At 70.2% G+C, this 11940-nt stretch carries 9 protein-coding genes and 1 pseudogene; 7 read left to right on the plus strand and 3 right to left on the minus strand.

Features of this window, described 5'->3' with window-relative positions; all coding sequences use genetic code 11:
• The first annotated feature begins 58 nt into the window (after positions 1 to 58).
• Genes AB5J51_RS39855 through AB5J51_RS39875 form a run of 5 tightly spaced genes read left to right on the plus strand, consistent with a single transcriptional unit; the run spans position 59 to position 6151 of the window.
• Entirely contained in the window at positions 59 to 1213 is a 1155-nt protein-coding gene (locus tag AB5J51_RS39855; protein ID WP_369780105.1) for a VOC family protein, read from the plus strand.
• Between the two features lie 28 nt (positions 1214 to 1241).
• Positions 1242 to 2180 (plus strand): fumarylacetoacetate hydrolase family protein, encoded by a 939-nt coding sequence (locus AB5J51_RS39860; RefSeq protein WP_369780106.1) that lies wholly within the window; start codon positions 1242 to 1244, stop codon positions 2178 to 2180.
• A gap of 19 nt (positions 2181 to 2199) precedes the next feature.
• Positions 2200 to 3831 carry a bifunctional 3-(3-hydroxy-phenyl)propionate/3-hydroxycinnamic acid hydroxylase gene (locus tag AB5J51_RS39865; RefSeq protein ID WP_369780107.1) on the plus strand — a complete coding sequence of 544 codons (1632 nt, stop codon included), beginning with the start codon at positions 2200 to 2202 and terminating at the stop codon, positions 3829 to 3831.
• The gene (locus AB5J51_RS39870) at positions 3828 to 5801 is read left to right on the plus strand and encodes an acetoacetate--CoA ligase (RefSeq protein WP_369780108.1); all 1974 of its coding nucleotides are present in this window, start codon (positions 3828 to 3830) and stop codon (positions 5799 to 5801) included. Before AB5J51_RS39865 ends, AB5J51_RS39870 begins: the two co-directional genes overlap by 4 nt.
• The gene (locus AB5J51_RS39875) at positions 5798 to 6151 is read left to right on the plus strand and encodes a DoxX family protein (RefSeq protein WP_369780109.1); all 354 of its coding nucleotides are present in this window, start codon (positions 5798 to 5800) and stop codon (positions 6149 to 6151) included. The genes AB5J51_RS39870 and AB5J51_RS39875 overlap by 4 nt, the downstream gene beginning before the upstream one ends.
• Positions 6152 to 6657: 506 nt before the next feature.
• Here AB5J51_RS39875 and AB5J51_RS39880 read toward each other — a convergent pair.
• Positions 6658 to 7797: a hypothetical protein gene (locus AB5J51_RS39880; protein WP_369780110.1), complete on the minus strand. Its 1140-nt coding sequence runs from the start codon at positions 7795 to 7797 to the stop codon at positions 6658 to 6660.
• Positions 7798 to 8080: 283 nt separating this feature from the next.
• On the opposite strand from AB5J51_RS39880, the gene AB5J51_RS39885 reads away from it, so the two are divergent.
• Entirely contained in the window at positions 8081 to 9295 is a 1215-nt protein-coding gene (locus AB5J51_RS39885; RefSeq protein WP_369780111.1) for an IS110 family transposase, read from the plus strand.
• Positions 9296 to 9353: 58 nt separating this feature from the next.
• Here the strand turns inward: AB5J51_RS39885 and AB5J51_RS39890 are convergent, their stop codons facing one another.
• Together AB5J51_RS39890 and AB5J51_RS39895 are read right to left on the minus strand one after the other, a co-directional pair.
• Positions 9354 to 9749, minus strand: coding sequence for a MerR family transcriptional regulator (locus tag AB5J51_RS39890; protein ID WP_369780112.1), 396 nt, complete (start codon positions 9747 to 9749; stop codon positions 9354 to 9356).
• Positions 9750 to 9958: 209 nt separating this feature from the next.
• Entirely contained in the window at positions 9959 to 10822 is an 864-nt protein-coding gene (locus tag AB5J51_RS39895; RefSeq protein ID WP_369780113.1) for a LysR family transcriptional regulator, read from the minus strand.
• Between the two features lie 92 nt (positions 10823 to 10914).
• Between AB5J51_RS39895 and AB5J51_RS39900 the strand changes: the two are divergent.
• Positions 10915 to 11652, plus strand: a pseudogene (locus AB5J51_RS39900) (SDR family oxidoreductase).
• Positions 11653 to 11940: the final 288 nt, after the last annotated feature.

Raw genomic sequence — 11940 nt, forward strand, 5'->3', positions numbered from 1 at the left:
GATAGAACTCTCACACTTGATGATTTCCTCATTACGGCAATGTCGCTTGGAGGACACCATGTCCGAAACCCGCGTCAACGCAGTCGGCGTCCCGGACGTCAGGACGGCCCATCAGGACCTCCACAGCGCGCAGGGCGCCCTGCGCGGCGAACATCCCGGGCGCTCCCGCAACCCCCTGATCAAGGTGGCCGACCTGGCATGGCTGGAGTTCGAGAAGCGCGACCTGGACCGGGCCGAGGTCTTCGCCCGGGACTTCGGCTTCGGTATCGCCGCCCGGAGCGAGAGCGAGCTGTGGCTGCGGGGCACCTTCGCCGGCTCGCCGTGCATGGTGATCCGGCGCGGCCGGACCTCCCATTTCATCGGCCCGGCGTTCCGCGCCGCCGAGCGGGCCGACCTGGACCGGCTGGCCCGAGCCACGGGCGCGTCCGTACGGGACGCGGACGTGCCCGGCGGCGGCAAGGCGGTCGACCTGATCGACCCCTCCGGCTTCCCAGTCCGGGTCGTGCACTGCGGTCAGGAACTTCCGGCGCTGCCCGAGCAGCAGCCGCTTCTGCTCAACTTCGGCACCGATCACCGTCGCACGAACGTCACCCAGCGCCCGCCGCGTGAACCCTCCCGCATCCAGCGCCTGGGCCATGTGGTCCTGGAGACAAGGGTGTTCGGGCGCGCCCTGGACTGGTACCTGGACACCCTCGGGATGATCGTGTCCGACTTCCTGTTCCTGGACGGCCAGCGCGGCCGTGGCCCGACGATGGCGTTCATCCGCTGTGACCAGGGCAGCCGGGCCGTTGACCACCACACGCTGGCCATGCACCTGGGCCCGGGCAACGGCTACGTCCACTCCGCCTACCAGGTGACCGACCTCGACTCGATCGCCGCAGGCGGCGAGTACCTGGCCGAGCGCGGCTACCAGCGCAGCTGGGGCATCGGCCGGCACATCCAGGGCAGCCAGCTCTTCGACTACTGGCGCGACCCCGACCGTTTCATGCTGGAGCACTTCGCAGACGGCGACCTGTTCTCCTGCGACCTGGAGCCCGGCTGGGCACCCATGTCGACCACCGGCCTCGCCCAGTGGGGACCTCCTGCCACCCGTGACTTCCTCGGCGCGAGCCCCTCCCCGCAGCGGGTCCGTGACGTCATCGAAGCCCTGCGAGGCGACAACGAGATGGACCCGGCACGCCTGCTGGGCCTGCTCAAAGCCGCCAAGTCCTGAAACCCAACCCCCTCACGAAGGTACTGATATGAGCACCAACGTCCTGCGCACCGCCGACGGATGGTGGGTCCTCCGCGGCGACCGGGCCGTCCCCGTCGACACCAAGGCCGCGACCACCGCCGAGCTGATCGCCGACCGGGCGGCCGTGCGCGAGGCCGCCCTCTCCGGGGAGGCGGGCACGCCCGTCGCCGACCTGGTCGCCCTCTCGCCGGTGACCACTCCCTGCCGGGTGGTCGCACAGATGGTCAACTACCGCAGCCACGCCCGCGACTCGGGCTTCACCGGCGACATTCCGCCCGCCTTTTTCCGCAAGGCGTCCGGGTCGGTGAGTGGCCCGGGTGAGGCGATCGTCCGCCCGTCGCACGTGAAGTTCCTCGACTACGAGATCGAGCTCGGGCTCGTCATGGGCGCACCCCTGCCCGTCGGCACTGTGGTCGAGGAGCGTGACCTGCCGTCGTATGTCGCCGGGCTGGTGATCACGAACGACGTAAGCGCCCGTGAGGTGCAGCTGACCAAGACGCAGTTCTACGAGAGCAAGTCGTACCCGACCTTCACACCGGCCGGGCCCTACCTGGCGTTGCTGGAGCCCGAGGACTTCGCCCGTTTCCTCGATCTGAGGCTGCGGCTGTCGGTCAACGGCGAGCTGCGTCAGGACCGCACCCTCGCCGACATGATCGTCCGCCCGGCACAGGCGCTGACCTTGCTGGCCCGCTTCCAGACCCTCGACCCCGGCGACCTGCTGCTCACCGGGACCCCCGGCGGCACGGCCCTCAAGGCCCCGCCCAAGGCCGTCGAGAAGATCGGCGCGCTGCTGCCGCCCGCCGTGAAGTGGAAGGCGTTCTTCAAGAGCCAGGCCCGTAACCCGCACTACCTGCACACGGGTGACGTGATCACGGCGACGATCTCGACCGCGGACGGGCGGATCGACCTCGGCGAGCAGCGCACGCCCGTCACGGACGCGAAGTAGGACCCGAGGTGAGCCGCACATGACCGCCGACCAGGCCGGACCCCGGGACACCACACCCGCTCCCGCACCCGGGCCCGCGCAGACAGACCCCGCACCCGTCGTGATCATCGGCGCCGGGCCGGTGGGCGTGACCGCCGCCCTCCTCCTCGCCCGGCGCGGTATCCGCACCCTCATCCTGGAACGCCACCGGGACGTCTACCCGCTCCCGCGTGCCGTCGCCACCGACGACGAGGTGCGCCGCATCCTCCAGGCCGCGGGCGTGGGCGAGGAGTTCGACGCGATCGCCCGCCCCGCGAACGGACTTCGGCTGCTGGACGCCCGCCACCGGGTGATGGCCGAGTTCCGGCGCTCCGAGCACGGCCATCACGGCTACCCGCAGACCAGCATGTTCGACCAGCCCGAGCTGGAGCGACTGCTGCGCGACGCCCTCGCCCGCAGCCCGGAGTGCGAACTGCGGGGTGGTGTCGAGGTCACCGGCGTCGTCAGGGACCCGGCCGGCCCCGTTCGGGTGACCTACCGTGACGACGACGGCGAGCATCATCTGTGGGCCGAGGCGGTCCTCGGCTGCGATGGCGCGGGCAGCCTCACCCGCGACGCGATAGGCGCCGCATGGGAGGACCTGCGGTTCGAGGAACGCTGGACCGTCATCGACGTCCGCACGAAGGCCGACGTCCGCTGCTGGGAAGGCGTCGACCAGGTCTGCGACCCGCACCGGCCGGCGACGTTCATGCGCGTCGGTGAGGACCGCTACCGCTGGGAGTTCCGGCTGCAAGACGGGCAGCAACCGGTCCGCGAACTGATCGCCCCGTGGCTGTCGCCCTCGTACGACGGGGACTTCGAAGTCGTACGGGAGACGCAGTACACCTTCCGGGCGCGGGTGGCCGACCGGTGGCGCAGCGGACGGGTCTTCCTCCTCGGCGACGCCGCCCACCTCACCCCGCCGTTCATCGGGCAGGGACTCTGCTCGGGCCTGCGGGACGCCCACAACCTCACCTGGAAGCTCGCCCGAGTCCTCCAGCAGGGCGGCGACGAGCGGCTGCTGGACACCTACGAGAGCGAGCGCAAGCCACACGCGCGGCACGCGATCCGGCTCGCGGTCGCCATGGGCTGGGCCATGACCGGCGGCCAGGACGGCGCCGCCGCACTGCGCCGCAGGATCCTGGCCGCGGCCTGCCGCATACCCGGCCTCTCGGCGGCGGCGGGCCGCGACCTCAGCCCACCCCTAGCCGCCGGGCCCCTCGTCCGGCGCCGTATGCGCAGGAGCCTCGTGGGCACCCACTGCCCGCAACCGTGGGTGGTGGGACTCGACGGCCGGCGCTCCCGTCTCGACGAACTGCTCGGCGACACCTTCAGCGTCCTGACCGCCGCCGAACCCTGGCCCTTGCTGCGCGCCCTCGCCCACGGGCTCGGCGTCCCGGCGATCCCCGTCACCGACCTCGGTGACGACGGCACCCTCACCGCCTGGCTGCGCGCCGGCCGGGCGGACGCCGTCCTGCTCCGCCCCGACCGCGTCGTCATGGACATCGTCCCAGCCGGGGGCCACGGCTTCACGGACACCGCCGCCTGGGCCTCTCTCCTGCACACCACGCGCAGCCCCCACCCTTCCCCACGGACCGTCGAGAAAAGCCTGCTGAGGAGCGCCACACGATGACCAGGCCGTACCCGGAACCCTTCACGACGCCCGATCCGCAGGCCGTCGCCGACAGCCGCATCATGGACTTCGCCCGCCGCGCCGGCGTGGACGGCACCGACTACGCCGCCCTGCACCACTGGTCGGTCACCGACCTGGAAGGCTTCTGGGGCGCGGTGTGGGAGTACTTCGACATCGACGCGGACTCCCCGTACGACCAGGTGCTGGCCGAGGAGCGGATGCCGGGCGCCCGCTGGTTCCCGGGCGCCACCCTCAACTACACCCACCACGCTCTGCGCAACCTCACCGACGACACCGTGGCGATCATCGCCCTCGACGAGACCGGCTCCAGCCACGAGGTGACCGGCAACCGGCTGCGCGCACAGGTCGCTTCCGTCGCCGCCACCCTGCGCGACCTGGGCGTCGGCAAGGGGGACCGGGTCGTCGGCTACCTCCCCAACACCCCGCACGCAATCGTCGCGTTTCTCGCCGCCGCGAGCCTGGGCGCGGTGTGGTCGGTCTGCGGGCAGGACTACGCCCCCAAGGCCGCCGCCGACCGCTTCGCCCAGCTCGAACCCACCGTCCTGATCTCCGCCAACGGCTACCTCTTCAACGGCATCACCCACGACCGCCGCGAGGCCGCCCTCGAACTCGCCGGCGCGCTGCCGACGCTGAAGGCCGCGCTGCTGTTGGACCACGTGGGCCTGCCGTGGCCGTCACGCGCATACCCGTCACTGGTGGTGCCGTGGGAGGACGCCGCCACCCGCACCGAGGAACTCACCTGCACGCCGGTGCCGTTCGACCACCCGCTGTGGGTCGTGTTCTCCTCGGGCACCACCGGCCTGCCCAAGGGCATCGTCCACGGCCACGGCGGCGTCCTGCTCGAACACCTCAAAACCCTCGGACTGCACTCCGACCTCGGTCCCGGCGACCGCCTCCTGTGGTACACCACCACCCACTGGATGATGTGGAACCTGGTCGCCTCCACGCTGCTCACCGGCGCCACCACGTGCACCTACGACGGCAGTCCGGCGCCCTGTGCCAAGCTCGACGTCCTATGGGAGCTGGCCGCGCGCCACCGGGTGACCGTCTTCGGCACCAGCCCCCAGTACCTGCTGGGCATGGCCAAGTACGGCATCGACCCCTCGGCGCACGACCTGTCGTCGATCCGCGTAGTCGGCTCCACCGGCTCCGCCCTGCCGGCCTCCGCCTACCCCTGGGTCCGCCACCACGTCGGCGACCACGTCCTGCTCGCGTCCATCAGCGGCGGCACGGACGTCGTCTCCGGATTCGCCGGCAGCGCCCCCAACACACCGGTCTGGGCGGGAGAGCTCTCAGCACCCCACCTGGGCGTCGCCCTGGCCGCGTACGACGCCGAGGGCGTCCCGATCGTGGACCAGGTCGGGGAGCTGGTCGTCACCCGCCCGATGCCGTCCATGCCGCTGTACTTCTGGAACGACCCCGACGGCGCCCGCTACCGCGACGCCTACTTCTCCTCCCACCCCGGCGTGTGGCGCCACGGCGACTGGATCACCCTCACCTCTCACGGCTCGGTGGTCGTCCACGGCCGCTCCGACAGCACGCTCAACCGCAACGGCGTACGCCTGGGCAGCGCCGACATCCACGACGTCGTCGAACGCCTCCCCGAGATCACCGAGGCCCTCGTCATCGGCGCGGAAGAACCCGACGGCGGCTACTGGATGCCCCTGTTCGTGGTCCTCGCCGTCGACGCGACCCTGGACGACCAGCTCCGCGTGAAGATCAAGGAGGCGATCCGGACCGGCGCCTCACCCCGCCACGTCCCCGACGAGATCCTCGAAGTCCCCGGCATCCCGCACACCCGCACCGGCAAGAAACTCGAAGTCCCCGTCAAACGCCTCCTCCAGGGCGCCCCGGTCGAGCAGGTCGTCAATCCGGCAGCCGTGGACGCCCCCGACCTCATCGACTACTTCGCCCAGATGGGCGCCGAGCGCCGGGGCCGGTCGACATGACAGCCGCGCAGATCACCCTCGCCGTCATCCTGACCCTGCTCTTCCTGCCACTGGGAGCGGCGAAGATCGCCGCGGTGCCGTTCATGCGCCAGGCGGCAGCACACCTCGGCATGTCGCCGGGCCTCTACCGCGTCGTCGGCACCCTGGAAGTGTCCGGAGCCCTCGGACTGGTACTCGGACTGGCTTCCACCCCACTCGGGATGGCCGCCGCGATCGGGCTGGCGCTGCTGATGACCGCGGCCGCCGTGGCCCACCTGCGCCACGGCGACCCGCCCGCGCGGGCCCTGCCCGCCGTCGTCCTGGCCCTGACGGCGGTGGCGTACGCCGGGGTGACGATCGGTACCGGCTGACGGCCCACAGCGTGCGCCGTTTCGCGTGGGGCCCGTCGGTGGCAGAACTCGGCTCGAGTCCGACGGAAGCCGACAACCTGCATTGCGGTAGGGGATCGTGCGGGTGTGCGGGCACTTCGACCAGCGGGACTCCTCGCGGGCCTTGCGGATCTCGTAGTCGGTGCGGCCGCAAATGGTCAGCATCGCTTCCCGAGGAGTCCCGCACCATGGCAGCCACAACCCTCGCCCACGGCATGGGCACGTTCTTCACAGACTGCGAATTCCCCCTCTTTCGTGCTCCTAGAAGAAGCCGAGCTTCTTCGGCGAGTACGACACCAGGACGTTTTTCGTCTCCTGGTGGTACAGCAGATGCACCCATGCTGACCTGGGAAAACGGCGCTTCGTAAGGCTCTCGGGCGGAGGCTGGTCCGGAAATGGTCCGGATCGCGGTAGGGGTCGGTCAAGAGCGGGTCGTGGGAGCGATCGGGAGCAGGGAGGGCCCTCCCGCGGGTGTCCCGTCCTGTCGGCTACGGCCGGTGGTCGTCGCAGAGCCATCCGGCGGGATAGAGACGAGCGGGCGCCCCGCATAGCTGTACCCCAGCCCCGCACTTGCCCCGGTAGGCGATCGGCGGTGCCCCCGTCACCGCAGGCCTTGTGCTCGGGACGGACTCCGGCGACCGGGGTGCCGGGATGTAGGGGAGCGGCGCCGTCTCGTGGTCCGACGCGGCTGGCGGTCGGACGCGGCACGTCGGGTCGCCGTCCTCCATAGGACGCCGTACCTGACGTTGCCTCGGCATGACGGCAGGCGGTTCGCCTGATGTCGCGTCGAGATACGCAGTGTGATCGGCAGTGGGGGTCCAGAACTCGAACGCCGTCCGCTTCACCTTGACGATCGCTCGTACGTAAAGCCCGGAGGCGGCATCTCGGATGAATTCGTCGAAGGGGCGTTCCGCAGGTCGCGTGGTCGGATGCCAGGCTCCGCATTTCCCTGTCCGCTTCTTCGGACACGGCCCCGGGAACCGCTTGTCGCACTTGGCGAGTTCGATGCGTCGGATACCACCGCGGAACGGGATGGGGGAGTCCCGCTTCATGATCAGTTCCAAGGGGACGCGGTCGGTACGCAACCACGGCACCGTCGTGTCCCGCGCCATGTCCTGGCTGTCCGTCTGCCATGCGTCCAGCACGCCGGCCCGTCGGGCCGCCACGTCCCGTGCTTGAATCTCACGCGGGTTGCGCGGGGACAGTTGTGACTCGAACCCGAGGAGTACCCCGTCCACACCATGGATCAGGACGTCGCTGCGGACTGCGCGGTCCTTGCTCGATTGTTCCTGGACGGCAGCGTGCCCGCCTTCCTCTGCGGCGCGGACCGCCCGGTCTTTGTACGCCTTGTGCTCGTCAGACTCTCCACCGCCGTGGTGCCGGTCCTCGGCGTCGCTTCGCATGTGGGCAGCGACGACCTTGCCCAGTCGCCGGTACACCGACATCGGCTCGATGAAGCCCCGCTTCTCGCATACCTCCGCGCACGTGAGGCCGCGGCGTTGTACGGGCAACCGGCGGTCATGGAGCAGCTGTTCGAGCAGTCCAGCGCCGCCGGCCACTCCGAGGTCCGGTTTCGTCAGATCTAGTCGTTGGTCGAATCCTGCCAGTCGCACGTACCGGTTGGGCATGCTGGCCTCCGCTCGCCACACGGCCACGATGGGCCGCCGCACCGATCGTGACAGGGGCCACTGACATTGATGCTGATACTCAGGTTCCGGTGGTCGTGGCTCGGGCACTGACTGACGCCCTGCTGGGTTGTCCTACGGTTGTTCTGTCCGGCCGCCGGAGCCTGTTCTTACGGCTCCGGCCGGGCGGAACATGACCTGATAGGAGCTTGGTCATAAGCCCCCTCAATGTCCTGTCTGCGCCACCCGGCCGGTGCCCACCTTCGGTTGGGAAGGCATCATCAGCATGACATCAGAGATTGCGCAGGACATCGCGGACCAGGATGTGTTCGGCGGGGTCGACTCCCATGCCGACACCGTCCACGTCGCGGTCATCAGCGACAACGGCGGCCACCTCGCAGACGCCGAGTTCACCACCACCGCCGCCGGATACACCGCGGCCCTGGCCTTCCTGGATGCCCACGGCCACGTGATCGCGATCGGCGTGGAAGGCACCTCCTCATACGGCGCCGGCTTCACCCGCGCCGCTCGCTCACACGGGCACACGGTCGTCGAGGTCAACCGGCCCGACCGCGCCGAACGCCGCCGCATCGGCAAGTCCGACCCCATCGACGCCTACGCCGCCGCCCGCGCCGCCATGTCCGGACGGGCCTCCAGCGCGCCCAAGGACGACACCGTCGCCGGCATATGCGCCCTGCACAACGCCGCCCGCTCCGCAGTCAAGGCCCGCACCGCCGCCCTGAACCAGATCACCCACATCCTCTTCGCAGCCCCCGAGAGCATCCGCGCCAAATACGGACAACTTCGGGGAACGGACCGCACCGACGCGCTGGCCCGGCTACGGCCCGCCGGGGACGCGGTCCACACCGCGGTCCTCGCCGCCCTCAAGATCCTCGCCCGACGCGTCAAAGAGCTGACCGCCGAGCACGCGGCCCTGACCAAAGCCCTGGACAGCCAGGTGACCGTCCAGAACCCCGGCCTGCGGGCCACCTACGGAGTCGGCCCCGACACCGCGGCCCAGCTACTGATCACGGCGGGCGGCAACCCCGAACGCATGCGGACCGAGGCCTCCTTCGCCGCCCTCTGCGGAGCCGCACCGGTGCCGGCCTCCAGCGGCAGAACGAACCGCCACCGCCTCTCACGAGGCGGCGACCGGGCTGCCAACGCCGCCCTCTACCGCATCGCACTCGTCCGCATGGCCGCAGACTCCCGCACCCGCGAATACGTGGCCCGACAGACGGCCGCGGGCCGCACGAAGAAGGAGATCATCCGGCTCCTGAAGCGAGCGATCGCCCGGGAGATGTTCCGCTGCCTGACCACTACAGTCGCCGTCCCCGGCATCGCCGATCTGAGACCTCTACGGCAGTCCAAGAACATCACCCTCACCGCCGCCGCACGGCACTTCGGCCTCTGGCCAGCCACGATCTCCGCCCTGGAACGAGGAATCCGCCGAGACGACGACCTTGCCCACACCTACCGGGACTGGCTCACCGCTGCTTGACAACCAATAGGAGCATCATTGATGTCAGGGGCAACCGGCTGAGATGCAGATCACAGCATCAGGTCGACTGCGCCGCCGGTTCCGGGGCCATGGACAGCTCCGCCCGGTGCCGGCTGTTGGCCCTGATCAGCGCGTCGAGTGCATCCCGGGTCTCGATCAGGTGCGCGATGTCGGCGTCGATCCGGTCGCGCTCGCGCATCCTCGCCGCGAACGTCTCCTCGGCGACCCCCTGGTCACCCGGGATGTCCACACACGGCAGCACAGTCGCGATCACCCGGCTGGACATCCCCGCGTCGAACAGCTGTCGGATGAGCGACACGCGCTGGACCGCAGCATCGGAATAGTGACGCTGGCCCGCATCGGAGCGTGAGCTGGTCAGCAGCCCCTGGTCTTCGTAGTACCGCAGTGAGCGCGGACTCACGCCCGTGCGCTTGGCAAGCTCGCCTATCCGCATCCTTGAGAGCCTACGCCCGCGGCCTTGGCGCTTGCCGCGGCCCGCGAAATCAAAGCGCCCGCGGCCAGCCGAATCGCTACTGACCGTTCCGTTGCTGGCCCTATCGCCAAAACCCGGTCGGATCCTCCTACCAGTCTCACGACCGGGTCCCACCGGCCCTGGTGGCGTCTGAGCTGTCCCGGGTGGTGGCCGATGGGGGCAGGACCTGGTCATAGCCGTGCGGCCGTGCGGACCAGGCCGGCCAGGGCGAGGGAGCGGCTGTGCGCGGGCCAGGCGATGTGGGTCACGACGGGAGGTGCGTCGGTCAAGGGGACGGCCGTGTGCTCGGCCCACAGCCAGGAGCGGGCGGAGTCGGGGACGACCGCCACGGTGCGTCCGAGGGCGATCAACTGAGCCAGTTGCGTCTGGTTGTGGATCTCGGGGCCCGGGCAGGGTGCGTAGGTGCCGTGGGTGGGCCAGCGGGCGAGCGGCAGATCGGGGACATCCCTGACATCAGCCAGCGACAAGGTCTCGCGGGCGGCGAGCGGGTGCCCGGCAGGCAGGACGGCGACCTGTCCCTCGGTCGTCAGTGCCTCGCTGTCGAACCCCGCGAGGGAGTTCCACGGCGCGTGCATGAGCGCGACATCAGCACGTCCGTCGCGGAGTAACTCCTCCTGCTCGCACATACCGCACAGCAGCACCTCGATCTCGGCACTGCCGGGCTCGGCCGCGTAGGCGTCGAGAAGATTCCGCAGCAGTTCGTGCGACGCGGCGGCCTTCACCGCAAGGACCAGCCGGCCGCGGGAGCCGCCAGGGCTGTCGGCACCGCCGGCGCGCCGGGTACGGCGAGCAGCGGCAGCGGTCGCGTCGAGGGCCGCCCGGCCCTCGTGCAACAGCACCTCTCCGGCACCGGTCAGGCTGACACCACGGCGGTTGCGCTGCAGCAGGCAGACCCCGAGGCGCCGTTCGAGCTGCTGGATCGCCCGCGACAGCGGGGGCTGGGCCATGCCGAGGCGCTCGGCAGCCCGCCCGAAGTGCAGTTCCTCGGCGACCGCCACGAAGTACCTCAACTCGCGGGTCTCCAGGGTGTCCACGGCCGCAGCATACGCGGTGATACCTGGCAGGTATGACAGAACACCGTATCGGTGTTGGCCGCGCCACTCGTCCGCGAGCCAACATCATCAGCATGAGCGAAACGATGATCGCGCTGGTGACCGGCGCGAACAAGGGCATCGGGTACGAGATCGCGGCCGGGCTGGGCAGCCTCGGGTACCACGTGGGCGTGGGAGCCCGCGACGCCACGCGACGCGAAACCGCCGTCGGGAAGCTGCGCGCCGGCGGCGTGGACGCGTTCGGGGTACCCGCTGGACGTGACCGACGACCAGAGCGTCACTGATGCTGCGGAACTGATCGAACGGCTGGCCGGGCGCCTGGACGCCCTGGTCAACAATGCCGGCATCTCGCGCGAGATGGACCCGGGATGGGTGCAGGACCCGACCGCGCTCGACCTGGAGGTGCTCCGCACGGTCGTGGATACCAACGTCATGGGTGTCGTCCGGGCCACCAACGCGATGCTGCCACTGCTGCGGCGCTCGGCCTCGCCACGCATCGTCAACGTCTCCAGTAGCGTCGGCTCCCTGACCCGGCAATCGGACCCGGACATCGAGATCGGCCCGATCATGGCGGCCTACGCGCCGTCGAAGCGTTCCTCAACGCCCTCACCGTGCAGTACGCCCGGCAGTTAGCTGGTACGAACATCCTGATCAACGCCGCCTGCCCGGGCCTGGTCGCGACCGACTTCACAGGCTTCCAAGGGCCCCGCACTCCTGAACAGGGCGCGACCACGGCGATCCGGCTCGCCACCCTGCCCAACGGCGGCCCGACCGGTTTGTTCTTCGAGGACGACGGCGTCGTCCCCTGGTGATCACGAACCCGCCAACGCACACATCTCGGCGACCAGTGATCAGCTCCCCGCCAACCCACCCACCATCCACCGTGGCGCAGGCCCGGGAGGCGCCGGCGGGGCTGCGCGGCTCGCTGGACCTTCACAGGCAAGCCCGACCTGCGGTCCCTGGCGGAGCGTCTGGGCGTCTCTCGCAAGACGGTGGCGCTACGTCTCCGGAACCACGAAGACGCCGCAGAAGCGCCTCCAGGCCGCTCTGGAGCAGGAGACTGAGGCCGAGTGGCAACCGCAGGTCAGAGTGCAAGCGAG

It is taken from the genome of Streptomyces sp. R33, from assembly GCF_041200175.1.
GTDB lineage: Bacteria > Actinomycetota > Actinomycetes > Streptomycetales > Streptomycetaceae > Streptomyces > Streptomyces katrae_B.